A 26,756-nucleotide genomic window follows, 5' to 3' on the forward strand; every position below is an offset into this window, starting at 1 on the left:
CGCTCAGACGTTGAACCGGAACTCCACCACGTCGCCGTCCTGCATGACGTAGTCCTTGCCCTCCATGCGGGCCTTGCCCTTGGCGCGGGCCTCGGTGACCGAGCCGGTCTCGACCAGGTCGTCGAAGGAGATGACCTCGGCCTTGATGAAGCCCTTCTGGAAGTCGGTGTGGATGACACCGGCCGCCTCGGGGGCCGTCGCGCCCTTCTTGATGGTCCAGGCGCGGGACTCCTTGGGGCCGGCCGTCAGGTAGGTCTGGAGGCCGAGCGTGTTGAAGCCGACGCGGGCCAGCGTGGCGAGGCCGGGCTCGTCCTGGCCGACGGACTGCAGCAGCTCCAGCGCCTCGTCCTCGTCGAGCTCGGCGAGGTCCGCCTCCAGCTTGGCGTTGAGGAAGATCGCCTCGGCCGGGGCGACCAGGGCGCGCTGCTCGTTCTTGAACTCCTCGTCGACCAGTTCGTCCTCGTCCACGTTGAAGACGTAGAGGAAGGGCTTCGTGGTCAGCAGGTGCAGGTCGTGCAGCAGCTCGTTGCGCTCGGTGCCCTGGACGATCCCGTGCGCGAAGAGCGTGTCGCCCTTCTCCAGGATCTCCTTGGCCTCCTCGACGGCCTTGACCTTGGGGGCGACGTCCTTCTTGATCCGCGACTCCTTCTGGAGCCGGGGCAGGACCTTCTCGATGGTCTGGAGGTCGGCGAGGATCAGCTCGGTGTTGATCGTCTCGATGTCGTCCTTCGGCGAGACCTTGCCGTCGACGTGCACGACGTTCTCGTCCTTGAAGGCGCGGATGACCTGGCAGATCGCGTCGGACTCACGGATGTTCGCGAGGAACTTGTTGCCCAGGCCCTCGCCCTCGGAGGCGCCGCGCACGATGCCGGCGATGTCGACGAAGTCGACCGTGGCCGGAAGGATGCGCTCCGACTTGAAGATCGAGGCCAGCTTGGCGAGGCGGCCGTCGGGCACGCCGACCACGCCGACGTTCGGCTCGATCGTGGCGAACGGGTAGTTGGCCGCCAGCACGTCGTTCTTGGTCAGGGCGTTGAACAGGGTCGACTTGCCGACATTGGGCAGGCCGACGATTCCGATCGTGAGCGACACGTTGCGACTTCCCGTAGTGAGTGGGCCAGGGGCTGCCAGGGGCCAGAGACCGACACTGGCCGATCCACCAGTCTACGGCGTCCCGCGCACCCGCCTCACGAGAGCGCCGGCCGCCCGGCCAAGCTCGGCCCCTCGGCGTGTCTGAGGGCTGATTCGGCACATAAACAGACCTAGGTTGGTCCCTGTGGAGCAACACGGAAGGCGATCCCCGAAGGACGGAACGCGACGCGGCCCCTCGCCGCGGAGCGTCCCGTCACCGCAGGCGCGCCGCCGCACCGGCGCCGGACGCGGGCCGGGCGGCGGGCGCGGACCCGCGCCGGCCGGCCGTGCCCCGCGGCAGCCGGGAGCCGCGCGCGAGCCGCGGGAGGCGGCTGCCGGGCCGGGGGTCCGGCAGCTGCCGAACCCCCGGCTGACCGGGCTCGGCAGCGGGCTGTTCTGCGTCGCGGTGATGTTCGTGCTCGGCTGCCTGGACCAGCTGCTGTTCGGGGCGTCCCTGCCGGTGTACGGCGTGCTGTTCGTGCCGGTGTGCGTGCTGACCGCGGTATGGGTGCGCGGCGGGGACGTGCTGTCCGCGCCGGTGGCCCTGCCGATAGCGTTCGCCGTGGGACTGCTGCCGGTCGTCGAGAGCGGCGCGGGGGTGCTCGGCCGGGTGATGGGCCTGGTCACCGGGCTCGCCACACAGGCCGGGTGGCTGTACGGGGGGACGCTCGCCGCCGGGGTGATCGTGCTCGTCCGCCGGGTGGCGTGGGTACGGGCCCACCGGCGGCCCGGCTGAGCACGGCCTGGCCGGGGCCCGCGCACACCGGCCCCGGGACCCCATGCGCACCGGCGCCGAAGCACACCGGCACGGAAACGCACGCGAGCCCGGTCCGGACGAGAACCCGGACCGGGCGAAACAGTTAAGCGTGCTGCGCCGCCCTCATCGCCGCGCCGACGATGCCCGCGTCGTTCTGGAGCTGCGCGGGGACGATCTCGGCCCTGATGCCGTCGATGAGGTGCAGGAACTTCGCCGACTTGCGGCTGACCCCGCCGCCGACGATGAACAGCTCCGGCGAGAACAGCATCTCCACGTGGGCCAGGTAGCGCTGGACGCGGCCTGCCCAGCGCTCCCAGCTCAGGTCGTGGTCCTCCTTGGCCTTGCTGGAGGCGCGCTTCTCGGCTTCGTGGCCGTTCAGTTCCAGGTGGCCCAGCTCGGTGTTCGGGACCAGGGTGCCGTCCACGAAGACGGCGCTGCCGATGCCCGTGCCGAAGGTGAGCAGGACGACCGTGCCCCTGCGGCCCCGCCCGGCGCCGAACTCCATCTCGGCGACGCCCGCCGCGTCCGCGTCGTTGACCACGGTCACCGGCAGGCCGCCGAGCCGGTCGCCGAACAACGCGCGCGCGTCGGTGTCGATCCAGCTGCGGTCCACGTTCGCGGCCGTGCGGACCGTGGCGCCGCCGGTGACCACTCCGGGGAAGGTCAGGCCGACCGGCCCGGTCCAGCCGAAGTGGTCCACGACCTCTCTGACCCCGTCGGCGACGCCGTCGGGCGTCGCCGGGTGCGGGGTGAGCACCTTGCAGCGCTCCTGGGCCAGCTCGCCCCGGTCGAGATCCACAGGGGCGCCCTTGATCCCGGATCCGCCGATGTCCACACCGAAGATCTGCATGGCTCCACGTTACGACGGGCCACGAACGGTCACGCCCCGGAGGTACCGCTTCCGCCGCGCTGGGCCACCAGGGCCGCCGCCTCGTCGCGCAGGTCGCGGCGCAGTTCCTTGGGCAGCGAGAAGATAATGGACTCCTCGGCCGCCCGCACCAGCTCCACGTCGCCGTAGCCGCGCGCGGCGAGCCACTCCAGGACCTGCTCGACGAGCACCTCGGGCACGGAGGCGCCGGAGGTGAGGCCGACGGTCGTCACGCCCTCCAGCCAGCTCTCGTCGATCTCGTCGGCGAAGTCCACGAGGTGGGCGTCGCGCGCGCCGGCCAGCTTGGCGACCTCGACCAGCCGCTTGGAGTTGGAGGAGTTGCGCGAGCCGACGACGATGACCAGCTCGGCCTCGGCGCCCATCTGCTTCACGGCGAGCTGGCGGTTCTGCGTGGCGTAGCAGATGTCGTCGCTGGGCGGGGAGACGAGACCGGGGAACTTCGTCTTCAGGGCGTCGACGGTCTCCATGGTCTCGTCGACGGAGAGGGTGGTCTGCGACAGCCAGACGACCTTCGACGGGTCGCGGACCTCGACCTTCTCCACGTCCGCGGGGCCGTCGACCAGCTGGATGTGGTCCGGGGCCTCGCCGGAGGTGCCGATGACCTCCTCGTGGCCCTCGTGGCCGATCAGGAGGATGTCGTAGTCCTCGCCCGCGTACCGGACGGCTTCCTTGTGGACCTTGGTGACCAGGGGGCAGGTGGCGTCGATGGTGGCGAGCCGGCCCTGCCGGGCCTCTTCGTGCACCGTGGGGGCGACGCCGTGCGCCGAGAACATGACGATGTTGCCGGGCGGCACCTCCTCCGTGCGCTCGACGAAGATCGCGCCCTTCTTCTCCAGGGTCTGCACGACGTACTTGTTGTGGACGATCTCGTGCCGGACGTAGATCGGGGCCCCGTACTGCTCCAGGGCTTTCTCGACGGCGATCACGGCGCGGTCCACACCGGCGCAGTAGCCCCGGGGGGCGGCGAGCAGGACACGGCGGCCAGACGAAGCGGTCATGCGTCCCATCGTAAGGCCGCGTTCGGCGGCGGATCGTACGGCCGCGTCCGGCGGCGGAGCGATCGCGCGCCCCGGTCCGGCGGGGACGACCGGGCGCGTGTCCGGCACCGGGACGGCGGCCCGCGGGCCCTGCGCGGGCCACGGCCCGCGGCGCGGATCCTGGCCTGCGGGACCTCGTCGTGCACGGGCCGCTGTTGATCGCGCAGGCGGTGCCGGTCGGGGTGTTCGGCACGCCGGACGCCGGGTCGTGCGCGGTGGTGGCGGCGGCCATGGCGTGCACCGCGTTCGGCTATGGGCGGGCGGTGCGGGTCGTGCCGCGGGCGGGGGCGGAATCGGCCTCCCGGACGGCAGGGCACGGCCTTCTACGACGCGGTGGACACGGCGTCGGCCGCCGGCTGCACGACCTGGTGGGCGCGAGCAAGGCAGCAGTCGGAGCGGCGTCCGCGGCCGGGCGGCCGCTGTTCGCGCCGGGCCGGGGACGGCGGCTGACCCGGGTCCTGGCGCGGACGGACGCGGGCGTGCCGCGGGTCGCGCCGCCGTGCGCGGCCGTCGTCACGTCGGCCGCCGCGGGCCGGGCGGCTCGCCGGGACGACGGCCCGGACCGGCTGGTACGGATGGCCGGCATCGGTGCGCTGTCGGCGTTCACGCCGCTGCGCGCGAGCGTGGTGGGCTGCTTCGTGGTGCGGCGGGGGACGGGGCCGGTGAGCCGGTGGCGGCACGCGCTGGTGCCGGCGGCCGGGGCGGCGATCACCGTGTCCGTCGTCGCGGCCGCCGCGGCACCGGCACGGGTGGTGGGGGCGGTGCGGCTGCCGGCGGGGGTGAGGGGAGCGGGCTCGGCCGGTCTGTCGGTCCGGGCCGTTAGGCTCGCCGCATGGCTGTCAACACGTCCCCGGAGTCTCCCCTGCCCGTGGGTGAGGTGTCACGGCTGATCGGGGGCTGGATCGACCGGCTCGGCGCGGTGTGGGTCGAGGGGCAGATCACCCAGCTCTCGCGCCGCCCCGGCGCGGGCGTCGTGTTCCTCACCCTGCGCGATCCGTCGCACGACGTCTCCGTCAGCGTGACCTGCTACCGCCAGGTGTTCGACGCCGTCGCGGACGTCGTCGGCGAGGGCGCCCGGGTCGTCGTGCTGGCGAAGCCCGAGTGGTACGCGCCGCGCGGCCAGCTCTCCCTGCGCGCCGCCGAGATACGGCCCGTCGGGGTCGGCGAGCTGCTGGCCCGGCTGGAGCAGCTGAAGAAGTCGCTGGCGGCCGAGGGCCTGTTCGCGCCGGAGCGCAAGAAGCCGCTGCCGTTCCTGCCGCAGCTCATCGGGCTGGTGTGCGGGCGGGCCTCGGCGGCGGAGCGGGACGTGCTGGAGAACGCCCGGCACCGCTGGCCCGCCGTCCGCTTCGAGGTGCGCAACGTGCCGGTGCAGGGCGTGCACGCCGTGCCGCAGGTCGTGCAGGCCGTCAAGGAGCTGGACGCCGTCGACGAGGTGGACGTGATCATCGTGGCGCGCGGCGGCGGCAGCGTGGAGGACCTGCTCCCCTTCTCCGACGAGCAGCTCGTGCGGGCGGTGGCCGGGTGCCGTACGCCGGTGGTGTCCGCGATCGGGCACGAGCCGGACAATCCGCTGCTGGACCACGTCGCCGACCTGCGCGCCTCCACGCCGACGGACGCGGCGAAGAAGGTCGTGCCCGACGTCGGCGAGGAGCTGGAGCGGGTGCGGATGCTGCGGGACCGGGCGCGGCGCTGCGCGGCCGCGTTCGTGGAGCGGGAGGAGCGCGGGCTGGCGCACGCGCTGGCGCGGCCGTCGATGGAGGATCCGCACCGGATGCTCGACGAGCGCGCCGATCACGTGGCGCTGCTGCTCGACCGCGGCAGGCGGACCCTGGGGCACCTGCTGGACCGGGCGGACTCGGAGCTGACGCACACGCACGCGCGTGTGGTGGCCCTGTCCCCGGCGGCGACGCTTCGGCGCGGTTACGCGGTGCTGCAACGGGCGGACGGGCACGTGGTGCGCGATCCGGCCGAGGTGACGGCGGGCGAGGCGCTGCGGGCCCGTGTCGCCGACGGTGATTTCACAGTGAAGGTGGGCGAATGACGAGCAAGGTGGACGAGACGCTCTCGTACGAGCAGGCGCGGGACGAGCTGATCGAGGTCGTACGGCGGCTGGAGGCGGGCGGGACGACGCTGGAGGAGTCCCTGGCGCTGTGGGAGCGCGGTGAGGAGCTGGCCAAGGTGTGCCGGCGCTGGCTGGAGGGGGCCCGGGCCCGGCTGGACGCGGCGCTGGCCGAGGACGACGGGGCCGGGGAGGACGGCGGGTGACCGGGCCGGGGGCTGTGAAGCGGATCACCGCACCCCGGTATTAGTTGAAGCTTAAACCGAAAGTGGCGTAGGGTCGGTGCCGTCAGCCGGTCCGGCATCCCGTCGGGCCTGACGCGCACCCTAGGAAGTCACGCATGTCTCTCGTTCTTGACCCCGCCGCCCAGGACCTGCTGTTCCGCGAGGCCCGTACCGCGAACACCTTCACCGACGAGCCGGTGACCGAGGAGCAGGTGCAGGCGATCTACGACCTGGTCAAGTACGGCCCCACCGCCTTCAACCAGAGCCCGCTGCGCATCACCCTGGTCCGCTCCCCCGAGGCCCGCGAGCGCCTGGTCGAGCTCATGGCCGAGGGCAACCGGGCCAAGACGGCCGCCGCCCCGCTGGTCGCGATCCTCTCCGCGGACAACGAGTTCCACGAGGAGCTGCCGGCCCTGTTCCCGCACTTCCCGCAGGCCAAGGACGTGTTCTTCAGCCAGCGCACGGACCGTGAGGGTGCCGCCCTGCTGAACGCCGCCCTCCAGGCCGCGTACTTCATCGTCGGCGTCCGCGCCGCCGGTCTCGCCGCCGGCCCGATGACCGGTCTGGACTTCGAGGGCGTCCGCAAGGAGTTCCTGGACGACGACCACACCCCGATGATGGTCGTCAACATCGGCCGCCCGGGCCCGGACGCCTGGTTCCCGCGCTCGCCGCGCCTGTCCTACGAGGACGTCGTCAAGACCGTCTGACGCACGCGAGCGGCCCACGCGGCCCACGCGACGAAAAGGCCCCCGGCAGCGCCGGGGGCCTTTCGCGTGCGTGCCGCGCTGCTCAGCCCGTCTTCAGCGCCGCCGCCATCGTCCGCAGCTCCGCGAAGGAGCCCGTGCCGGCCACCACCGTGGTGGAGCCGGGGGTGTCCTGGAGGACGAGGGCGTCGTACCGGCCGCCGGTGTAGCGGGTCCAGGTGCGGCCGTCGATCTCCTCGGTCCGCCGCGTCGCCGACGCGCCCTGGCTGGCCTGGCCGATGAAGTCGGAGGGCTTCTCCCGGGACTGCTCGACCTGCACGTACTGGCCGTCCGGCGTCTGGAAGCCGAGGTGCCAGCGGTCGGAGTTCTGGCCCTGGTAGCGCACGGAGGTCGCCTTCCAGGCGCTCGGCAGGCCCTCGGGGGCGGCCACCGGGTAGCTCGCCGCCCGGCGGGCCGTGAGCAGCTCGACCCGGTAGTCCACCCGCTTGAGATCGGGCGCGTGGTCGTCGCGCGGGATGCTGAGGAAGTAGACGACCGCCGCCGCGATGCCGATCAGGGCCAGGGAGAGGATCATGTCCCGGGCCGTCTTCTGCTTGCCTTTCGAACCTGCCACGCCCTCTATCGTCGCAGGTGTCCCGAGCGCTCATCCGTGGGGGCCCCTGCTCATTTTGTCTGCTCAACGATAGAGTCGGAGACCAAGACCCTCATCCGGCCGTCGTCGTATCAGAAAGGTGCGCTCCGATGACCGAACACCATCACCTGCCGTCCGAGCTCGATGTTCCCTCCGAGGCTCCCGACCGCAACCTCGCCCTGGAACTGGTCCGGGTGACCGAAGCCGCGGCGATGGCCGCGGGCCGCTGGGTGGGGCGCGGTGACAAGAACGGCGCCGACGGCGCCGCCGTGCGCGCCATGCGCACCCTCGTCTCCACCGTGTCGATGAACGGCGTGGTCGTCATCGGCGAGGGCGAGAAGGACGAGGCCCCGATGCTCTTCAACGGGGAGAACGTCGGTGACGGCACCGGCCCCGAGGTCGACATCGCCGTCGACCCGATCGACGGCACCACGCTGACGGCGAAGGGCATGCCGAACGCGATCGCCGTCCTGGCCGCCGCCGAGCGCGGCGCCATGTTCGACCCGTCCGCCGTGTTCTACATGGACAAGCTGGTCACCGGCCCCGAGGCGGCGGACTTCGTCGACATCGACGCGCCCGTGGCCGTGAACATCAAGCGGATCGCCAAGGCGAAGAAGGCCACGCCCGAGGACGTCACCGTCGTCATCCTGGACCGGCCGCGGCACGCGGGGCTGATCCGGGAGGTCCGGGAGGCCGGCGCCCGCATCAAGCTGATCTCCGACGGCGACGTCGCCGGTTCGGTGTACGCGCTGCGCGAGGGCACCGGCGTCGACCTGCTGCTCGGTATCGGCGGCACCCCCGAGGGCATCATCTCCGCCTGCGCCGTGAAGTGCCTGGGCGGAACCATCCAGGGCAAGCTGTGGCCCAAGGACGACGAGGAGCGCGCGCGGGCGCTGGACGCCGGGCACGACCTGGACCGGGTGCTCACGACGGACGACCTGGTGGCCGGGGAGAACGTGTTCTTCGTCGCGACCGGGATCACCGACGGCGAGCTGCTGCGGGGCGTGCAGTACCGGTCGGAGACCGCGCTGACCGAGTCGATCGTGATGCGGTCGAAGTCGGGGACGGTGCGCAGGATCTACTCCGAGCACCGGCTGAGGAAGCTGCGGGCCTACAGCGCGGTCGACTTCGACCGGGCCAGGTAGCGCCCACGGGGACGGGCCCCGCGCGCCCGGCGGGTCCCACCGCCGGCCGCGGGCCCCGTCCCCGGGGTCCGGCGGGCGCCCCCGGTGCGGAGGGGGCGCCCGCCGGCGGATCAGCCCGCTATGCGGTTCGCCGTCGCCCTGGCGGTCTTCTTCAGCTCCATCTCGCGGCGCCGGCGGCGGGCCAGCACCACCCTGCGCTCGGCCGCCGTGAGGCCGCCCCAGACGCCGTAGGGCTCGGGCTGGAGGAGGGCGTGCTCGCGGCACTCGACCATGACCGGGCAGCGGGCACAGACCCGCTTGGCCGCCTCCTCGCGCGACAGCCGGGCGGCGGTCGGCTCCTTCGACGGGGCGAAGAACAGGCCCGCCTCGTCACGGCGGCACACGGCCTCCGTGTGCCAGGGTGCGTCCTGGTCACGGTCTCGCGCTGGCTCCCGCTGGGCCGGAACGACGGCGACCTGCAGGGACGAATGCGGCGGTTGCGGCACGGTCTACTCCTGACGACGGCTTCGCGAGCGAGAGACGATGCAGCAAGCCCTACCCGCTGTGCGCGCGCCTATGCACAGAGTCCCCACCGGCAGGCGTGCGGCGTCCTGTTCACGCCCCCGCGCCGCAGGCATCGGAGCGGCCGGCCCGTCCCGGCCCCGGCGCACGCGCGGCGATCGGGACCGGCCCAGGGGTGGACGACGGCCTCGGACGTCCATAACACCCCAGCCACCGAAAGGACTTGGCCACCGCCGACGACCCGGCCGCCGGCCCGACGTCAACCACCACCGACGCCCCGGCCACCGACACGACGTCAGCCACCGGCACAACTTCGGCCACCGGCGACACTCCGGCCACCGGCACGGCTTCGGCCGCCGCCCACCACCCGGCGGCCGGCGCCGCTTCCGCCGCCGTCAGTGGCCCAGGTGCTTGCGCAGCTTGCGGTCGACCCTGTCGTGGACCCGCTCCAGGATGTCCGCCACCAGCTTGCCCCGCCGGGGCCGCGCCTCGACGTTGCCGAGGACGGCCCAGCCGTCGACGTAGACGACCGGCGCGTCGGAGTCCACCGAGTCCAGCGGGCTGACCTCGAAGTTGCCGAGCACACCGCCCCCGGTGCCGCGCAGCGAGATGTTCTCCGGGACGCGGATCTGGACGTCGCCGAAGACGGCCACCGCCTTGATCACCACCTGCTGGTACTCGAAGATCGCCTCGCTGAGGTCGATCTCGACGCTGCCGAAGACGGCGTACGCGTGCAGCCGGCGGCCGGCGCGCCAGCGGCCCCGGCGCATCGCGCTGCTGAACACCGCGACCACGTTGGCGTCGGCCTCCGCCGGGATCGCGCCCGGCTCGGGGCGCGGCGGTACGGGCGCGTAGGCGGGGGCGGCCGGGCGGCGGTGGGCCGCGGGCAGGTCCCGGACGAAGACCTCCAGCTCCCCCACCGTCTTGGCGTGCAGCACGCCTTCCACGCGCTCGGCGTGCTCGTCGGCGGTCAGCCGGCCCTCGGCGAGCGCCTCGCGGAGGATGTCGGCGACCCGGTCGCGGTCGGCGTCCGAGGCGCGCATCTCGCCCGGCGGTGTGGGTGCGGTCTGCTTCTGAAGGTCCACGGCAGCAGCCTACCGAAACACGATAGATCGCGACACCCCCGACTGAGCCTTACCTCACAGGCCCGCCGCGGACGGCAGGTCCTAGGCTGGGGAGGCCCGCCGGCGTCGGCGGGCCGCCGTCCGTCAGAGTGAGGAATGGGCTGAGATGCCTGAGTTCGCGTACACCGATCTGCTCCCCCAGGGAGAGGACACCACCCCCTATCGACTGGTGACGTCCGAGGGCGTCTCCACCGTCGAGGGCCCGGACGGGCGGACGTTCCTCAAGGTGGAGCCGGAGGCGCTGCGCAAGCTGGCCGCGGAGGCCGTCCACGACATCCAGCACTACCTGCGCCCGGCCCACCTCGCCCAGCTCCGCCGGATCATCGACGACCCCGAGGCGTCCGGCAACGACAAGTTCGTCGCGCTGGACCTGCTGAAGAACGCGAACATCGCGGCGGCCGGCGTGCTGCCCATGTGCCAGGACACCGGCACGGCGATCGTCATGGGCAAGCGCGGGCAGAACGTCCTCACCGCGGGCGAGGACGAGCGGCACCTCTCGCACGGCATCCACGACGCCTACACCAAGCTCAACCTGCGCTACTCGCAGATGGCTCCGCTCACCATGTGGGAGGAGAAGAACACCGGCTCCAACCTGCCGGCCCAGATCGAGCTGTACGCCACCGACGGCGGCGCCTACAAGTTCCTCTTCATGGCCAAGGGCGGCGGCTCGGCCAACAAGTCCTTCCTGTACCAGGAGACGAAGGCCGTCCTGAACGAGTCCTCCATGATGAAGTTCCTGGAGGAGAAGATCCGTTCGCTCGGCACGGCCGCCTGCCCGCCGTACCACCTGGCGATCGTCGTCGGCGGCACCTCCGCCGAGTACGCGCTGAAGACCGCGAAGTACGCCTCCGCGCACTACCTGGACAACGCGCCCACCGAGGGCTCCCCGCTCGGCCACGGCTTCCGGGACGAGGAGCTGGAGCAGAAGGTCTTCGAGCTGACCCAGCGGATCGGCATCGGCGCGCAGTTCGGCGGCAAGTACTTCTGCCACGACGTCCGCGTGATCCGGCTGCCGCGGCACGGCGCGTCCTGCCCGGTCGCCATCGCCGTCTCCTGCTCCGCCGACCGGCAGGCCGTCGCGAAGATCACCGCCGAGGGCGTCTTCCTGGAGCAGCTGGAGACGGACCCGGCGCGCTTCCTGCCGGAGACCACCGAGGAGCACCTCGACGAGGCCGGCGACGTCGTGCGGATCGACCTCAACCAGCCGATGGACACGATCCTCGCCGAGCTGACCAAGTACCCGGTCAAGACCCGGCTGTCGCTGACCGGCCCGCTGGTCGTGGCCCGCGACATCGCGCACGCCAAGATCAAGGAGCGGCTGGACGCGGGCGAGGAGATGCCGCAGTACCTGAAGGACCACCCGGTGTACTACGCCGGCCCGGCGAAGACCCCCGAGGGCTACGCGTCCGGCTCCTTCGGCCCGACGACGGCCGGCCGCATGGACTCCTACGTGGAGCAGTTCCAGGCCGCGGGCGGCTCCCGGGTCATGCTCGCCAAGGGCAATCGCAGCCGGCAGGTCACCGACGCGTGCGCCGCGCACGGCGGCTTCTACCTCGGCTCCATCGGCGGTCCCGCCGCCCGCCTCGCCCAGGACTGCATCAAGAAGGTCGAGGTCCTGGAGTACGAGGAGCTGGGCATGGAGGCGGTCTGGAGGATCGAGGTCGAGGACTTCCCGGCGTTCGTCGTGGTGGACGACAAGGGCAACGACTTCTTCAGCCCGCAGGAACTCTCCAAGCCGACGTTCACAAGCATTCCGGTGCGTCAGGTGTGACCTGAGCCTATGGGCGCTTCTCACGCCCCCGCCGGTCAGGCGGGGGCGTTGTCATGCTGTCACTCGGCAACGGCCCGTCCTGGCCGCCAAACACATCGGCCAGAATCCCGAGATGGTTGATGTGCGTAAGCAGTACGGCCATGAAGCACCGCTCGTCGCTCACCTCGGCCCTGGCGTACAGGATCCCCGTCTGGGCCGTCCTGGGGTCGAAAGAGGCAAGTTCCTCGGCCTCGGCCTGACTCATCTTGTCGACGTCCGACCCTCTCCTCTGCTCTCGGGTGCTCAGCCAGGTCTACAGCCGAATTCCTGGCGGAAGGCCGAACGCTGCCCGCACAAGCGTTTGAACGGGCCGAGACCAAGGCATGAGAACGGCGCCCAAAGCGTTTACCCGCAACGCGAGCCCTTCTCTGCTCGCCGCTATTTCCGCTCGTAAGGCATTCGGCGGGGAAGGATGTATTCCGCCTTCGGCTCCACCCGCAGGTAACCCTCGGGGACGTGCAGGCCGACCTCTTCGGCGATCTCGGCCAGTTCCGGCATCTTCACGACCGCCCGACGGTTGCCGTCCTGCGTGGGGCCGACATGAACGGTGATCCCGTGACGCTGCAGGAACACCCGTTTCTGTTCGTCGTCCTTCGCGGCCCACTCCTCGGCGTAGGTGTGTCCCGTGGCGATCCATGTGGGGGCGCCCTCGGCGGCTTTGATCTCTGCCCGCAGCCTCTCGACCTTCGCGGACTGGAACCCGTGCTGCCCCCAGTACCGTTCAACCTGAACATCGGTCTTGAAGCGGCCGGCGAGGTAGTCGGCTTCCAGACGATCGAGGGCCGCTTCGGCGTCAGTGAGTTCTACCTTCGTCTGAGAGATCGCGTTCCCCGCACGCTCCATGACGGGCAACGGGCCGAGCACGGTGTTCACGAAGACGCCCACTGCTTGGTCAAGGTCACCCCTGCGGATGCGCCCGGGGTTCGGGCAGGTGCCCGTGTTGACTGCATTGCACCCGTAGTAGTGATGCACTCGGCCGCTCGGCTTCGTCTTCTTGTTGGACGACATCCGAGAGCCGCACTCCAGGCATACGGCAACGCCCCCAAGCATCGAGCGCGAAGGTGTGGCCCGCCGAACAGGCCGGTCACTCTTGAGCGACGCGACCAACTCCGCCCACTCGGCGTACTCCATGAGCGGCCGGTCCGTGATGCGGAGGTGCTCGCCGTTCTCGTCGACGACGTTCTCGCCCTTGTACGTATAGATGCCGGCCACCGTGGGGTTCATGACGACGACCCGCACGGCGTTGCTCGTCCAGTCGACACCCCGCGGCTCTTCACCCTTCACGATGCGCAGGTGATCCCTCCAAGTGGGTACGCCCCGCTTGTTCAGATCCACCGCGATCTTGTAGCTCGACCAATCGCCCTTCAGACGCTCGACGATCTCTTGAAACAGAGCCGCGTAGGTGGGGTCTTGAGCGAGCTTCTTCCCGCCGCCCTCCTGCCGCTCGAAGTGATACCCGAACGGCTCCACTCCCCCGATCCACACTCCCTTTGCCTTGCGGGCCTGAGAGCCCGAGAGCGCACGCGCTCGGATGGTGTCCAACTCTCCCTCGGCGAAGGCCGCGATGATCTGCGCGAACATCTTCCCCATGGGGGTGCTCATGTCGATGCCCTCGGTCACGGACACGATGGTCTTCCCGTGCCCCTGGCACCACTCGAAGACCTCGGCGAAGTGACCGGCTTTGCGGCTCAGCCGGTCGAGCTTCCATACGGCCAGCACATCCCAGTCGTCCGCCCGCTCCGAGAACCACGGTCCGAGACCGGGCCGCTTGAACGGGTGCATGGCGCCGGACACGTCCAGGTCTTCAGCGAAGCCGACCATGCGGCCGTCCACAGTCGGCCCCGAGGCCCAATGCTCGACCGCGTGCTTCTGCTTCTCGGGACTGGTGGTGTCGTCCTTGAGGACGGAGAGACGGACAGTTCCCAGAACCCTCGGGTGCTTGACCATGCCATCATGCTAGGGCCAGTTCGCGTGAGCTGAATAAATAAACGACTTCTTCCAGGACCCGGCCCCGCAGCCGACGTTCACCTCGATCCCGGTGCGGGGACCCGGCCTGGCCTGACCCGCCGCATCCGGAACACCGAGGCCCCCGGCACCCGCCGGGGGCCTCTCCGCACCCCCGGCCCCGCACCCTCGGTCCGCACCCCGGCACGCCGCCCCGGCACGCCGCGCCGCGCTCGGCACGCGCGCGGTGTGTACTGGCCGGGGCGGGAAGGGGAATACGGGCGCCGCGACACGTGCTCACGATTTCGGAGGTACGACGATGACGACCGAAGAGCCGCAGTACCGGGTCGAGCACGACTCGATGGGCGAGGTCCGGGTTCCGGCCGACGCCAAGTGGCGGGCGCAGACACAGCGAGCCGTCGAGAACTTCCCGGTCTCCGGGCAGCGGATCGAACGGGCCCACATCGAGGCACTCGCCCGCATCAAGGCGGCGGCGGCCAAGGTGAACGCCGAGCTGGGCGTGCTCGACGGGGACGTGGCGGAAGCGATCCGGGAGGCGGCCGGCGAGGTCGCCGCGGGGAAGTGGGACGAGCACTTCCCGGTGGACGTCTTCCAGACCGGTTCCGGGACGTCCTCCAACATGAACGCCAACGAGGTCATCGCGACCCTGGCCACCGAGCGGCTCGGCCGGGACGTGCACCCCAACGACCACGTGAACGCCTCCCAGTCGTCCAACGACGTCTTCCCGTCCTCCCTGCACATCGCCGCCACCGCGGCCGTCACCCACGACCTGGTCCCGGCCCTGGAGCACCTGGCCGCGTCCCTGGAGCGCAAGTCCGCCGAGTTCGCCGACGTGGTGAAGTCCGGGCGCACGCACCTGATGGACGCCACACCGGTGACGCTCGGTCAGGAGTTCGGCGGGTACGCGGCCCAGGTGCGGTACGGCGTCGAGCGGCTGCGCGCCTCCCTGCCCCGGCTGGCCGAGCTGCCGCTGGGCGGCACCGCGGTCGGCACCGGCATCAACACCCCGCGCGGGTTCTCCGCCGCCGTCATCGAGGAGGTCGCCCGGACCACCGGGCTGCCGCTCACCGAGGCCCGCGACCACTTCGAGGCGCAGGGCGCCCGGGACGGCGTCGTGGAGACCAGCGGCCAGCTCAGGACCATCGCGGTCGGCCTGACGAAGATCGCGAACGATCTGCGCTGGATGTCCTCCGGGCCGCGCACCGGCCTCGCCGAGATCCGGCTGCCCGACCTCCAGCCCGGCTCCTCGATCATGCCCGGCAAGGTGAACCCGGTCGTCCCCGAGGCCGTACTGATGGTCGCGGCCCAGGTCATCGGCAACGACGCCACCATCACCACCGCCGGCGCCGCCGGCAACTTCGAGCTGAACGTGATGCTGCCGGTCATCGCCAAGAACGTGCTCGAATCGGTCCGGCTGCTCGCCAACGTCTCCCGGCTGCTGGCCGACCGGACCGTCGACGGCATCACCGCCGACCGCGAACGCGCCCGCGAGTACGCCGAGTCGTCCCCGTCCGTGGTGACCCCGCTGAACAAGTACATCGGCTACGAGGAGGCCGCGAAGGTCGCCAAGAAGTCCCTCGCGGAGCGGAGGACGATCCGCGAGGTCGTCCTGGAGGGCGGCTACGTGGAGCGCGGCGACCTGACGCGGGAGCAGCTCGACGAGGCGCTGGACGTCCTGCGGATGACCCGCCCGTAGCCGGGCGCGGGTCCCGCCGGGCGCCGTGACGCGCACCGCAGCGACGCTTGTCCGTGGCACCTAATATCTGTGCATGACGGACGACGGAGCGATGACACGAGTGGCAGCGGGTCCCACGGCGCACTGGAGTCCCGGGACGCACGTCCTGTGGCGCTACCGGGAGAACGGGGGCGAGCACTTCCACATCGCCCGGCCCGTCACCGTCGTCCGCGACGACGCCGAACTGCTGGCGGTGTGGCTGGCCCCCGGCACCGAGTGCACCAGGCCGGTCCTGGCCGACGGCACGCCGGTGCACCAGGAACCGCTGGAGTCCCGCTACACCAAGCCGCGCACGGTCCAGCGGGACCGCTGGTTCGGCACGGGCGTGCTGAAGCTGGCCCAGCCCGGCCGGCCCTGGTCGGTGTGGCTGTTCTGGGATCCGGGCTGGCTGTTCAAGAACTGGTACGTCAACCTGGAGCGGCCGCTGTCCCGTTGGGCGGGCGGAGTGGACTCCGAGGACCACTTCCTGGACATCTCCGTGCACCCGGACCGCAGCTGGCACTGGCGGGACGAGGACGAGTTCGCGCAGGCCCAGCGGGACGGGCTGATGGACGCGGCGACCGCCGGGCGGGTGCGGGAGGCGGGCCGGGAGGCGGTGGAGGTGATCCGCGCGTGGGGCCCGCCGTTCTCGGACGGCTGGCAGCACTGGCGCCCGGACCCGTCCTGGGCGGTACCTTCTCTCCCCGAGGACTGGGACCGCACGCCCGCGCACATGTCCTCATGAGACCCTTGATGCGCCCCAGGGCAAGAACCGTAGGATCGTCCTCCGCAAGGGGCGCCAGTACAACTCCCGGCTCGGCCGCCGGGCTTGACCGATCGTCACCGAGGGGCGGCAGGACGTGAGCGAGGGGTACGAGGGCACCACCGCGGAGTGCGGCGGACGCGCGAACGGCGGGCGAACAACCCCCGCCCCCGCGCGGATTCCGTTCACCGGGCACGTATTGCGGGTATCGGGACTTCGGCGGGACCAACTGCGCGCCCGGCGCGAGCGGCGCACAGCCCCGGACGGATGGATGCGACACGCGTGACGGAGCAGCCCACCTCCTTCGAGCGCCCCCAGCCGGGCGCCGACCCCGCGCAGGCGCGCGGGGCACTCCTACGCGCCTCCCAGCAGCCCGGCGGCCCGGCCTTACCGCCACAGGCCCGGGCCGACACGACGCCCTCGGCCCCGGACACGGCCACGACCCGTGGCGAGGGAGAGGACGGCATGGGGAAGGAGCCCCCGGTCAACGGACCCGAGCACTCCCAGCCCGCCTCCGCCGAACCCGGCGCCCACCGGCCGCGCCCCGCGCCGGAGGCCATCCCGGCCCAGCCCGGTGCCGAGCAGGACCGCGCACCGGGCGCTGCGGAGCGCCGTACCGGGCGCGGGCTGCCGCCGGGGCGGCCGATGCCGATGCGGCGGGACGGGGACCGGCTCCGGTTCGTGGGCGCGGCCACCCGGCGGATCGCCCGCGGCATCGACCTGGACGAGATCGTGATGGGGCTGTGCCGGGCGACCGTGCCGACCTTCTCGGACGCGATCCTGGTCTACCTGCGCGACCCGCTGCCGGTCGGTGACGAACGGCCCACCGGGCCGGTGGTGCTGCGGCTGCGCCGCACCGACCGGATACCGCAGGAGCGGGACACCGACGGGGTGCTGCTGCCGTCGGCGTTCGAGCCGGAGCCGGAGCCGTCCGCCCTGGCGGACCTGTCGGCGCTCACCACCGAGCTGTGCGAGGTGCGGCCGGGCGGCGCGCTGAACGAGGTGCTGCGCGGGGTGCGGCCGGTGTTCGCCGACGCGCCCGCCGCCCGGGCCGCGCTGCCCGAGCTGCTCGGCGAGGGCGGGGAGGCGATCGTGCCGGGCGAACGGCACGCGATCCTCGCGCCGCTGCGCGGCCGGCGCCGGGTGATCGGCGCGGCCCTGTTCCTGCGCCGCCCGGAGCGGTTCGCGTTCGAGGCGGACGACCTGCTGGTGGCCGCCCAGCTGGCCACGCACAGCGCGCTCGGCATCGACAAGGCGGTGCTGTACGGCCGGGAGGCGTACATCGCCGACGAGCTCCAGCGCACCATGCTGCCCGAGACCCTGCCCCGTCCGACCGGCGTCCGGCTCGCCTCCCGGTACCTGCCTGCGGCGGAGACCGCGCGGGTCGGCGGCGACTGGTACGACGCGATCCCGCTGCCGGGCAGCCGGGTCGCGCTGGTGGTCGGCGACGTGATGGGCCACTCGATGACGTCTGCGGCGATCATGGGCCAGTTGCGCACCACCGCGCAGACCCTGGCCGGGCTCGATCTGCCGCCGCAGGAGGTGCTGCACCACCTGGACGAGCAGGCGCAGCGGCTGGGCACCGACCGCATGGCGACCTGCCTGTACGCGGTCTACGACCCGGTCACGCACCGCATCACGATCGCCAACGCCGGGCATCCGCCGCCCGTGCTGCTGCACCTGGGCGGCCGGGCCGAGGTGCTGCGGGTGCCGTCGGGCGCGCCGATCGGGGTCGGCGGCGTCGACTTCGAGGCGGTGGAGCTGGACGCGCCCGCCGGTGCGACCCTGCTGCTCTACACCGACGGGCTGGTGGAGTCCCGGCTGCGGGACGTGTGGACGGGCATAGAGCAGTTGCGGGAGAAGCTCGCCGCGACCGCGCAGCTGACCGGTCCCGACCATCCGCCGCCGCTGGAAGCGCTGTGCGACGAGGTGCTGGACATGCTCGGCCCGGGCGACCGGGACGACGACATCGCGCTGCTCGCGGCCCGGTTCGACGGGATCGCGCCCAGCGATGTCGCGTACTGGACGCTGGCGCCGCAGGAGACGGCTCCCGGCCAGGCCCGCCGGCTGGCCCGGCGGGCGCTCGCCCGCTGGGACCTGGAGGACCTGACGGACTCGGTGGAGCTGCTGGTCAGCGAGGTCGTGACGAACGCCGTGCGGTACGCGTCGCGGCCGGTGACGCTGCGGCTGCTGCGGACGGACGTGCTGCGCTGCGAGGTCGGCGACGACGTGCCGCAGTTGCCCCGGCTGCGGCAGGCGCGGGCCACCGACGAGGGCGGGCGCGGCCTGTACCTGGTGAACCGGCTGGCGCGGCGCTGGGGGGCGACCCGGCTGAGCACCGGCAAAGTGGTCTGGTTCGAGCTGCACCGGGGCTGAGCCCGGCGCGGGACGACGCCGAAGGGGGCGTCCGGATCTCTCCGGGCGCCCCCTTCGGGTGTGTGCCTACTGCTGCTCCTGCTGACCGAGGCCGCCGCTGGGGTCGAGCGGGTCCTCGGGGGTGCTCGGGGAGGTCGGCGGCTCGCTGGTCGGCGTCTCGGACGGCGTCTGCGAGGGGGTCTGCGACGGCGTCCGGGACGGCGGGGTCTGGGAGGGCGTCCGGGAGGTCGACGGCGTCTCGGACGGGGTCTGCGACGGCGTCTGCGAGGGGGTCTGCGACGGCGTCCGGGACGGCGGGGGCTGGGTGTAGGTCGGCGTCTCGGTCGGCGCGACGGCCGCGCCCTGCGTGGTGTCCAGGTCGAACCCGGCGCCGTCGGTCACGCCGAAGGTGTAGGCGGCCCAGATCTTCGCGGGCGGTCCGCCGCCGTCGACGCGGCCGCCGCCCATGGCGCCCCGCAGCGAGACGTGGGCGCCCTTCTTGATCGGCTCGCCCTCGCAGCCGGTGCCGCCGGACTTGTCCGCCTCGCCGAACAGGCCGACGGAGGTCACCAGGTCGGGGGTGTAGCCGGTGAACCAGGCGGAGCGGTTGCAGTCGGACGTACCCGTCTTGCCCGCCACCTGCTGGCCGTCGCGCAGCGGGTTGCCCGCCACCGATGTCTGGGCGGTGCCGTCGTCGACCACGCCGGTGAGCACGGAGGTCACGGTGTCGGCCGCCGTGCGGCTGAGGACCGGGCCGCCGACCGCGTCCGGGATGTGGACCGAGCGGCTCTTGCTCTCGGCCGACTTCACGATCGACGGGGTCACCTTGTGGCCGTGGTTGTCGAAGGTGGCGTAGATCCCGGCCATCTCCAGCGGGCTGGCGCCCATGGAGCCCAGCGTCTGGGCGGGTACGGCCTGCATGCCCTTGGTGTCCATGCCGAGCCGGCTCGCGGTGCCCATGACCTTGTCCATGCCCACGTCCACGCCCATCTGCGCGAAGACGGAGTTGACGGACGCGTTCATGGCCTGCTGGACGGTGATCTCGCCGTAGTCCCGGTCGTCCTCGTTCGGCGGCGCGAACCCGGCCTTGGCGCCGTGGTCCAGGACCGGGCGGCGGCTGGTGCCGTCGTAGACCGTGTCGGCGGTGATCGGCCGGCCGTCCTGGGTGGTGGCGCCCTCGTCCAGTCCGGCGGCGAGGATGATCGGCTTGAACGTCGAGGCGGGCTGGTAGTCCTTGCGGGTGGCGTTGCTGTAGTAGTGCTTGTAGTAGTCCTCGCCGCCGTAGAGCGCGACGATCCTGCCGTTTTTGGGGTCGACGGAGACGGCGCCGGCCTGGACGTCGTTGTCGACCCTGCGTACCTTCTTGTCGAGCCTGGCGGTCAGTTCGGTCTTGACCGCCTGCTCCAGCGCGGCCTGCTTCTTGCGGTCGACGTTGAGGGTGATGGTCCAGCCGTTCTCGACGACCGCGCTCTCGGCCTGCGAGGGGGTCAGGCCCTGCTCGGTCATGAGCTGCTGTTCCAGCTGGTGGTTGGCGAGCTCGACCAGGTAGCCCTTCTGCCCGTCGAGACCCGGGGCGCCCTTGGGTTCCTTGATCTTCGGGAAGTGCACGGCCGTGCGTTCGGCCTTGGGCAGCCAGCCCTCCTCGACCATGTTGTCCAGGACGTAGTTCCAGCGCTCCGTCACCAGCTTCTTGCCGGTGGGGCTGGCGACCGCCCAGTCGTACTGGCTCGGTGCCTGGAGGAGGGAGGCGAGGTAGGCGCCCTGCTCGACGGTGAGGTCCTGGGCGTCGACGCGGAAGTAGGCCTGGGCGGCGGCCTGGATGCCGTAGGCGTTGCGGCCGTAGTAGCTGGTGTTGATGTAGCCGGCGAGGATGTCGTCCTTGGACTTCTCGCGGTCCACCTTCAGCGAGATCACCAGTTCCTTCAGCTTGCGCGTGACGGTCTGGTCCTGGTTGAGGTAGAAGTTCTTCACGTACTGCTGGGTGATCGTCGAACCGCCCTGCTTGCCCTTGCCGGACAGCGTGTTGAGCAGGCCGCGGGCGGTGCCCCGGAAGTCGACGCCGGCGTCGTGGTAGAAGCTCTTGTTCTCGGCGGCGACGAAGGTCAGCTGGACCTTGCGGGGCACCCTGGACAGGTCGACGATCTCGCGGTTGACCTCGCCGTCGCGGGCCAGGATCGTGCCGTCGCTGAACTTGTAGATGTTGCTCTGCCGCTGGGCGGCGGCGTTGCCCTCGGGGATGTCCACGTACAGGTACAGGCCGATGAAGGCCAGGACGGCCAGCAGGCAGACCCCGAGGAAGGTGCCGAGGATCTTCTTCCAGCCGAACATCCGGCGCAGGAGGCTCTTGGCGGGCTTGCCGGCGGCCGCGGACTCGCCGCCCGCCTCGGGGGTGGAGCGGCGGCGCTTGGGCGCCGCGCGGCGGCCACCGCGCCGGTGCGCTCGTCTCTCTTCCGCTCGTCCCATGCGTCCCTACGCTCGCTTCCGTGTCGGGGTCAGCTCCGAAAGCTAACACCCGCCTATATGACAAAGGGCGTGCGATCCACCCTTTTAGGGACGTGAGAATCAGCACCCGCCTCACCGGAACCGACGGCCGGCACTGGCGCAGGGTTGCCTTACCGCTTAAAGTGATATCACTTAGCTAGAACCGAGCTAGGCACGAGAACACGGGGGGTCCCCTATGTCCACCGCAGAACCGGCCACCACCGAGCCGGCCGCCACCGCCGACGTCCCCGAGATGCCCGCCCCGGGGGTCCGGGAGTTCACCGCGCACAGCATCGGCGGCGGGCTCGCCCTGCTGCTCGGCCTGATCGGCCTGGGCGCCGCGGCCGCCCTGTTCGCCGCCGCCTCGGCCGTCTCCGGCACCGGCGCCCGGGCCGGCCTCGTCACCGCCGGCATCGCCGTCTTCCTCGCCGCGGTGATCGCGATGCGCGGCTTGAACACGGTCGCGCCGGGCGAGGCGCGGGTCGTCCAGCTCTTCGGGCGCTACCGGGGCACGATCCGCCAGGACGGCCTGCGCTGGGTGAACCCCTTCACCTCCCGCACCCGCATCTCCACCCGGGTGCGCAACCACGAGACCGCCGTGCTGAAGGTCAACGACGCCTACGGCAACCCGATCGAGCTGGCCTCGGTCGTGGTGTGGAAGGTGCGGGACACCGCGCAGGCCACCTTCGAGGTCGACGACTACGCCGAGTTCGTCGCCACGCAGACCGAGACGGCCGTGCGGCACATCGCCATCGAGTACCCCTACGACGCCCACGACGAGGACGGCCTGTCGCTGCGCGGGAACGCCGAGGAGATCACCGAGAAGCTGGCCGTCGAACTGCAGGCGCGGGTGGAGGCGGCCGGTGTGCAGGTCGTCGAGTCGCGCTTCACCCACCTCGCGTACGCTCCCGAGATCGCCTCGGCGATGCTCCAGCGGCAGCAGGCCGGCGCGGTCGTCGCCGCCCGGCGCCAGATCGTCGACGGCGCCGTGGGCATGGTCGAGGCGGCCCTGGCCCGGATCTCGGAGGCGGACATCGTGGAGCTGGACGCCGAGCGGAAGGCGGCGATGGTGTCGAACCTGATGGTGGTCCTGTGCGGCGACCGGGCCCCGCAGCCGGTCCTGAACACCGGGACCCTCTACCAGTGACGGACTCCCCCGAGGCCCCGAAGCGCCGGCCCCAGCAGCGCAAGCAGGTGCTGCTGAGGCTGGACCCTTCGGTGTACGAGGCACTGGCCCGGTGGGCCGGGGACGAACTGCGGTCGGCCAACGCGCAGATCGAGTTCCTGCTGCGCAAGGCGCTGGCGGAGGCGGGGCGGCTGCCGCGGGAGACGGGCCCGCTGCCGCGCCGGGGACGGCCGCCGGGCGGCTCCCCCGCCGGACCCCCGTCGGCCTGAGGCCCCGCCCCACACCCGGGACGGGGCCTCGGGCCGTTACCGAACCAGGACAATCGCTCCCCACCTGCACCGGCGCACCCCGGGCCGCACGCTGCGCGCTCCGGGTATACATAGTGCGTATACACGGTGTGTAGAGTGGGCGCATGTCCATCGGTCACACCCTCCTAGGGCTCCTGGAGTCCGGCCCGCGCCACGGTTACGACCTCAAGCGGGCCTTCGACGAGAAGTTCGGTCACGACCGGCCGCTGCACTACGGCCAGGTCTACTCCACGATGTCCCGGCTGCTGAAGCACGGGTTCGTGGAAGTCGACGGGATCGAGGCGGGCGGCGGCCCCGAGCGCAAGCGGTACGCCATCACCGAAGCCGGCGTCACCGACGTCGAGCGCTGGCTCGCCACCCCGGAGAAGCCGGAGGAGTACCTCCAGTCGACCCTGTACACCAAGGTCGTCCTCGCGCTCCTCACCCACCGCGACGCGGCCGACATCCTCGACACCCAGCGCGCCGAACACCTGCGGAGCATGCGGATCCTGACCGACCGCAAGCGCAGGGGCGACCTCGCCGACCAGCTGATCTGCGACCACGCCCTGTTCCACCTGGAGGCGGACCTGCGCTGGCTGGAGCTGACCGCGGCGCGCCTCGACAAGCTCCGCGAGGCGGTGGCCCGATGACCCCTCCCCCCGGCTCCCTGCTCTCGGCCGACGCCCTGCGCAAGTCGTACGGCCCCACGGTCGCCCTCGACGGCGCCGAGTTCTCCATCCACGCCGGCGAGGTCGTCGCCGTGATGGGCCCCTCCGGCTCCGGCAAGTCGACGCTGCTGCACTGCCTCGCCGGCATCGTGCCCCCCGACTCCGGGTCCATCCGCTACGACGGCCGCGAGCTGGCCGGCATGAGCGACGCCCACCGCAGCGCCCTGCGCCGCAGCGAGTTCGGGTTCGTGTTCCAGTTCGGCCAGCTCGTCCCCGAGCTGACCTGCGTGGAGAACGTGGCCCTGCCGCTGCGCCTCAACGGCACCTCCCGCAAGGAGGCCGAGCGGACCGCGCTCACCTGGATGGCGCGCCTGGAGGTGGACGACCTCATGGGGAAGCGGCCCGGCGAGGTCTCCGGCGGCCAGGGGCAGCGCGTCGCGGTGGCGCGGGCCCTGGTCACCGGGCCCCGGGTGGTGTTCGCCGACGAACCGACCGGCGCGCTGGACTCCCTGAACGGCGAGCGCGTGATGGAGCTGCTCACCGACGCGGCCCGCTCCACCAACGCCGCCGTCGTCCTGGTCACGCACGAGGCCCGGGTGGCCGCCTACTCCGACCGCGAGATCATCGTGCGCGACGGCAGGTCCCGGGACATGGAGCGGGTCGTATGAGCGTGCGCCAGTGGTACCGGGACCTGGCCCTGGGGGCCCGGTTCGCCTTCACCGGCGGGCGCGAGGGCTGGACCCGGATGCTGCTGACGGCGGTCGGCGTCGGCCTGGGCGTGGCGCTGCTGCTGCTGACGACCGCGGTCCCGAACGTGATGTCCGTGCGGCACGAACGCGAGAAGGCCCGCCTGGACTACACCTACGGCCCCAGCCGTCCCAAGGCCGCCGACACCCTGGTCATCTCCGACATCGACTCGGAGTTCCGCGGCAGCGACGTCCGCGGCCGGCTGGTGGAGCCGGAGGGGCCGCGGGCACCGCTCGCACCGGGTCTGGAGAAGTATCCGGCGCCGGGCGAGATGGTCGTCTCCCCCGCGCTGAAGGAGCTGCTCGGCTCCCCGGACGGCAGGCTGCTGCGCGAGCGGCTGCCGTACCGGATCACCGGCACGATCGGCGAGAGCGGACTCGTCGGACCGCGCGAACTCGCCTACTACGCGGGAGCGGAGGACCTGGCCTCGCGGATCAACGGCTGGCAGACGGCCCGGATCACCGAGTTCGGCCCGACGCAGCCCCGGCCGGAGAGCCGGCTGGACCCCGTCCTGGTGCTGCTGGTGCTGGTCGTCTTCGTGGTGCTGCTGATGCCGGTCGCCGTGTTCATCGCCGCCGCCGTGCGGTTCGGCGGCGAGCGGCGCGACCGCAGGCTGGCCGCGCTGCGGCTGGTGGGCGCCGACAGCCGGTCGACCCGGCGGATCGCGGCGGGCGAGGCGCTCGCCGGCGCGCTGGTCGGGCTGGTCTTCGGCACCGTCTTCTTCCTGTTCGGCCGTCAGCTCGCGGGCTCGGTCCAGGTCATGGACATCAGCGTCTTCCCCAGCTCGCTGAACCCCACGCCGGCGCTGGCCGCCCTCGTCGCGGTGACCGTCCCCGCGGCGGCGGTGCTGGTCACCCTGTTCGCGCTGCGCGGCGTGGTCATCGAGCCGCTGGGCGTGGTCCGCACGGCCAAGCCCCGGCGGCGTCGGCTGTGGTGGCGGATGCTGCTGCCGCTGGGCGGCCTCGCGATGCTCACCCCGATGATCGGGCAGGGCCGCACCGACTACTTCAACCAGTACCTGGTGGTCGGCGGTGTCCTGCTGCTGCTCGTCGGCGTGACGGCGCTGCTGCCGTGGATCGTCGAGGTGGTGGTGGGCCGGCTGGGCCGGGGCGGAGTGGCCTGGCAACTGGCCGTACGACGGCTCCAGCTCAGCAGCGGGTCGGCGGCCCGCATGGTGAACGGCATCGCGGTCGCGGTGGCCGGGGCCATCGCCATGCAGATGCTGTTCGCGGGCATCGAGGGCAACTACACCAAGGACACCGGCCAGGACACCACCCGGGCCCAGGTCCAGGTCAACCTGCCCCGCGGGGTTCCCTTCGGCCCGGCCGGCGCGGAGTTCTCCGCCACCCGGGGCGTGCGCAAGGCCGTCGCCCTGGGCTCGTCCGACGTGGGCGACCGGAGCTGGGGCGGCGAGGGCCCCACCGTCTCCACCGGCGTCACGGTCGGCGACTGCGCCGCCCTGCGCGAGGTGGCGCGGCTGCCCCGCTGCCACGACGGGGACGTCTTCGTGACCGGCGGGTCCGACCGCACCTCGAACGCCGATCTGGCGAAGCTGGCCAAGCCGGGCCGCAGGCTCTGGCTCGACATGAACTTCGGCATGGAGAAGCATCCGGAGATCACCTGGACCGTCCCCGCCGGTCTGAAGCGGGCCCGGGCGATCGCCTCCCCGCTCGGGGGCGACATCGCCGGCTTCCTGCTGACCCCGGGCGCCGCGCCCGGCCGCGACGGGGCGAAGGGGTTCAACTCGTCGGTGTACGTGACGATCGACGAGTCGGTGCCGGACGTGCAGGAGTACGTCCGCAACACGGCGGCCCGGATCGACGCGCAGGCGGAGGTCGTGCTGTGGTCGGCCACCGAGCAGTCGCACAAGTTCACCTCGATCCGCACCGGCACGTTCATCGGCGCCTTCTGCGTGCTCGCGCTGATCGGCGTCAGCCTGCTGGTGTCGCAACTGGAGCAGTTGCGCGAGCGCAGGAAGCTGCTGTCCTCGCTGGTCGCCTTCGGCACCCGGCGGCGCACCCTGAGCATGTCGGTGCTGTGGCAGACGACGGTCCCGATCGCCCTGGGGCTGCTGCTCGCCTCGGTCGTCGGGCTGACGCTCGGCACGGTCCTGCTGACGATGGTGGGCGCGACGATCTCCGTGGACTGGCCGGGCGTACTGTCCCTGACCGGCGCCGGCGCGGCGGTGGTCCTCGCGGTCACGCTGCTCAGCCTCCCCCCACTGATCCGCCTGATGCGCCCGGAGGGCCTGCGAACGGAGTAGACCCACGACCCGCAGGCCGGCCCGGCACCCCTGGGCCGGCCTGCCCCGGCCGGTCCGGCGCGGCACGGTCGGAGCCGCACCCCCGGAGGCGGCAAGGACCGGCGCCGCCGACGCGGTGCGGAACAGCCGGCCCGGCCAGACGCGGCCGGGCCGGCGCGCTACGGCCGACGCGGCCCAGCCGACGCGGCCCAGCCGACGCGGCCCAGCCGACGCGGCCCAGCCGACGCGGCCCAGCCGACGCGGCCCAGCCGGCGCGCACGACCGGCCCGGCACGCACCGGCCAGGCACGCATCGGCCAGGCGCGGTGCGACCGGTGCCGTACGGCCGGCCCGGCACGCCACGGCCGGCCCGGCACCGCCGCGCGGCCCAACACCA

22 protein-coding genes and 1 pseudogene are annotated in these 26,756 nt (G+C 72.1%); 15 read left to right on the forward strand and 8 right to left on the reverse strand.

Annotation, left to right across the window (positions count from 1 at the left end):
- Window positions 1-3 precede the first annotated feature (3 nt).
- Window positions 4-1,092 (reverse strand): redox-regulated ATPase YchF, encoded by a 1,089-nt coding sequence (gene ychF, locus ACZ4K2_RS18120; protein WP_467473862.1) that lies wholly within the window; start codon window positions 1,090-1,092, stop codon window positions 4-6.
- A gap of 448 nt (window positions 1,093-1,540) precedes the next feature.
- Between ychF and ACZ4K2_RS18125 the strand changes: the two genes are divergently transcribed.
- Entirely contained in the window at window positions 1,541-1,867 is a 327-nt protein-coding gene (locus tag ACZ4K2_RS18125) for a DUF6542 domain-containing protein (protein WP_467474062.1), read from the forward strand.
- Window positions 1,868-1,991: 124 nt separating this feature from the next.
- Here the strand turns inward: ACZ4K2_RS18125 and ppgK are convergent, their stop codons facing one another.
- Window positions 1,992-2,738: a polyphosphate--glucose phosphotransferase gene (ppgK, locus tag ACZ4K2_RS18130; RefSeq protein WP_467473864.1), complete on the reverse strand. Its 747-nt coding sequence runs from the start codon at window positions 2,736-2,738 to the stop codon at window positions 1,992-1,994.
- A 29-nt stretch (window positions 2,739-2,767) separates the two neighbouring features.
- Window positions 2,768-3,784, reverse strand: a complete 1,017-nt coding sequence (locus ACZ4K2_RS18135; protein WP_467473865.1) for a 4-hydroxy-3-methylbut-2-enyl diphosphate reductase — start codon at window positions 3,782-3,784, stop codon at window positions 2,768-2,770.
- Window positions 3,785-4,114: 330 nt separating this feature from the next.
- Here ACZ4K2_RS18135 and ACZ4K2_RS18140 point away from each other — a divergent pair.
- The 4 genes and pseudogenes from ACZ4K2_RS18140 to ACZ4K2_RS18155 all read left to right on the forward strand — a co-directional run.
- A pseudogene (locus ACZ4K2_RS18140) lies at window positions 4,115-4,704 on the forward strand (hypothetical protein); the annotation flags it as partial.
- The gene (gene xseA / locus ACZ4K2_RS18145) at window positions 4,647-5,855 is read left to right on the forward strand and encodes an exodeoxyribonuclease VII large subunit (protein ID WP_467473867.1); all 1,209 of its coding nucleotides are present in this window, start codon (window positions 4,647-4,649) and stop codon (window positions 5,853-5,855) included. The pseudogene ACZ4K2_RS18140 and the gene xseA, both read left to right, overlap by 58 nt.
- Complete coding sequence (locus ACZ4K2_RS18150) at window positions 5,852-6,079, forward strand: exodeoxyribonuclease VII small subunit (protein ID WP_467473868.1); 228 nt, start codon at window positions 5,852-5,854, stop codon at window positions 6,077-6,079. Before xseA ends, ACZ4K2_RS18150 begins: the two co-directional genes overlap by 4 nt.
- Before the next feature lie 134 nt (window positions 6,080-6,213).
- Window positions 6,214-6,804 carry a malonic semialdehyde reductase gene (locus ACZ4K2_RS18155; RefSeq protein ID WP_467473870.1) on the forward strand — a complete coding sequence of 197 codons (591 nt, stop codon included), beginning with the start codon at window positions 6,214-6,216 and terminating at the stop codon, window positions 6,802-6,804.
- Window positions 6,805-6,886: 82 nt separating this feature from the next.
- Here ACZ4K2_RS18155 and ACZ4K2_RS18160 read toward each other — a convergent pair whose 3' ends face one another.
- Window positions 6,887-7,414: a DUF4245 domain-containing protein gene (locus ACZ4K2_RS18160; RefSeq protein ID WP_467473872.1), complete on the reverse strand. Its 528-nt coding sequence runs from the start codon at window positions 7,412-7,414 to the stop codon at window positions 6,887-6,889.
- Between the two features lie 128 nt (window positions 7,415-7,542).
- On the opposite strand from ACZ4K2_RS18160, the gene glpX reads away from it, so the two are divergent.
- Window positions 7,543-8,577, forward strand: a complete 1,035-nt coding sequence (glpX, locus tag ACZ4K2_RS18165) for a class II fructose-bisphosphatase (RefSeq protein WP_467473874.1) — start codon at window positions 7,543-7,545, stop codon at window positions 8,575-8,577.
- A gap of 110 nt (window positions 8,578-8,687) precedes the next feature.
- On the opposite strand, the gene ACZ4K2_RS18170 is transcribed toward glpX, so the two are convergent.
- The gene (locus ACZ4K2_RS18170; protein ID WP_467473876.1) at window positions 8,688-9,062 is read right to left on the reverse strand and encodes a WhiB family transcriptional regulator; all 375 of its coding nucleotides are present in this window, start codon (window positions 9,060-9,062) and stop codon (window positions 8,688-8,690) included.
- A gap of 411 nt (window positions 9,063-9,473) precedes the next feature.
- Window positions 9,474-10,163: a DUF1707 SHOCT-like domain-containing protein gene (locus ACZ4K2_RS18175; protein ID WP_467473878.1), complete on the reverse strand. Its 690-nt coding sequence runs from the start codon at window positions 10,161-10,163 to the stop codon at window positions 9,474-9,476.
- 145 nt (window positions 10,164-10,308) lie between these two features.
- Between ACZ4K2_RS18175 and ACZ4K2_RS18180 the strand changes: the two genes are divergently transcribed.
- Complete coding sequence (locus ACZ4K2_RS18180) at window positions 10,309-11,973, forward strand: fumarate hydratase (RefSeq protein WP_467473880.1); 1,665 nt, start codon at window positions 10,309-10,311, stop codon at window positions 11,971-11,973.
- A gap of 417 nt (window positions 11,974-12,390) precedes the next feature.
- Here ACZ4K2_RS18180 and ACZ4K2_RS18185 read toward each other — a convergent pair whose 3' ends face one another.
- Entirely contained in the window at window positions 12,391-13,959 is a 1,569-nt protein-coding gene (locus ACZ4K2_RS18185; RefSeq protein WP_467473882.1) for a recombinase family protein, read from the reverse strand.
- 316 nt (window positions 13,960-14,275) lie between these two features.
- Here ACZ4K2_RS18185 and ACZ4K2_RS18190 point away from each other — a divergent pair, with 316 nt between their 5' ends.
- The 3 genes from ACZ4K2_RS18190 to ACZ4K2_RS18200 all read left to right on the forward strand — a co-directional run bounded on the left by ACZ4K2_RS18190 (window position 14,276) and on the right by ACZ4K2_RS18200 (window position 18,830).
- The gene (locus ACZ4K2_RS18190; RefSeq protein ID WP_467473884.1) at window positions 14,276-15,673 is read left to right on the forward strand and encodes a class II fumarate hydratase; all 1,398 of its coding nucleotides are present in this window, start codon (window positions 14,276-14,278) and stop codon (window positions 15,671-15,673) included.
- Window positions 15,674-15,746: 73 nt separating this feature from the next.
- Window positions 15,747-16,436 carry a cytidylyl-2-hydroxypropylphosphonate hydrolase gene (gene fomD, locus ACZ4K2_RS18195; protein ID WP_467473885.1) on the forward strand — a complete coding sequence of 230 codons (690 nt, stop codon included), beginning with the start codon at window positions 15,747-15,749 and terminating at the stop codon, window positions 16,434-16,436.
- 300 nt (window positions 16,437-16,736) lie between these two features.
- A complete protein-coding gene (locus ACZ4K2_RS18200) occupies window positions 16,737-18,830 on the forward strand; it encodes a SpoIIE family protein phosphatase (protein ID WP_467473887.1) in 2,094 nt (697 codons plus the stop codon).
- A 66-nt stretch (window positions 18,831-18,896) separates the two neighbouring features.
- Here the strand turns inward: ACZ4K2_RS18200 and ACZ4K2_RS18205 are convergent, their stop codons facing one another.
- Window positions 18,897-21,272 carry a transglycosylase domain-containing protein gene (locus ACZ4K2_RS18205; protein WP_467473889.1) on the reverse strand — a complete coding sequence of 792 codons (2,376 nt, stop codon included), beginning with the start codon at window positions 21,270-21,272 and terminating at the stop codon, window positions 18,897-18,899.
- 214 nt (window positions 21,273-21,486) lie between these two features.
- Here ACZ4K2_RS18205 and ACZ4K2_RS18210 point away from each other — a divergent pair, with 214 nt between their 5' ends.
- The 5 genes from ACZ4K2_RS18210 (at window position 21,487) to ACZ4K2_RS18230 (ending at window position 26,381) form a co-directional block, all read left to right on the forward strand.
- Entirely contained in the window at window positions 21,487-22,437 is a 951-nt protein-coding gene (locus ACZ4K2_RS18210) for an SPFH domain-containing protein (protein ID WP_467473890.1), read from the forward strand.
- Window positions 22,434-22,685, forward strand: coding sequence for a type II toxin-antitoxin system antitoxin (locus tag ACZ4K2_RS18215; protein WP_467473892.1), 252 nt, complete (start codon window positions 22,434-22,436; stop codon window positions 22,683-22,685). Before ACZ4K2_RS18210 ends, ACZ4K2_RS18215 begins: the two co-directional genes overlap by 4 nt.
- A 143-nt stretch (window positions 22,686-22,828) precedes the next feature.
- Window positions 22,829-23,353, forward strand: coding sequence for a PadR family transcriptional regulator (locus tag ACZ4K2_RS18220; protein ID WP_467473893.1), 525 nt, complete (start codon window positions 22,829-22,831; stop codon window positions 23,351-23,353).
- On the forward strand, window positions 23,350-24,039 hold the full coding sequence (locus tag ACZ4K2_RS18225; protein WP_467473895.1) for an ABC transporter ATP-binding protein: 690 nt from the start codon (window positions 23,350-23,352) through the stop codon (window positions 24,037-24,039). Before ACZ4K2_RS18220 ends, ACZ4K2_RS18225 begins: the two co-directional genes overlap by 4 nt.
- A complete protein-coding gene (locus tag ACZ4K2_RS18230) occupies window positions 24,036-26,381 on the forward strand; it encodes an ABC transporter permease (RefSeq protein ID WP_467473897.1) in 2,346 nt (781 codons plus the stop codon). The genes ACZ4K2_RS18225 and ACZ4K2_RS18230 overlap by 4 nt, the downstream gene beginning before the upstream one ends.
- Window positions 26,382-26,756 lie beyond the last annotated feature (375 nt).

Source organism: Streptomyces sp. NPDC025833, from assembly GCF_055558055.1.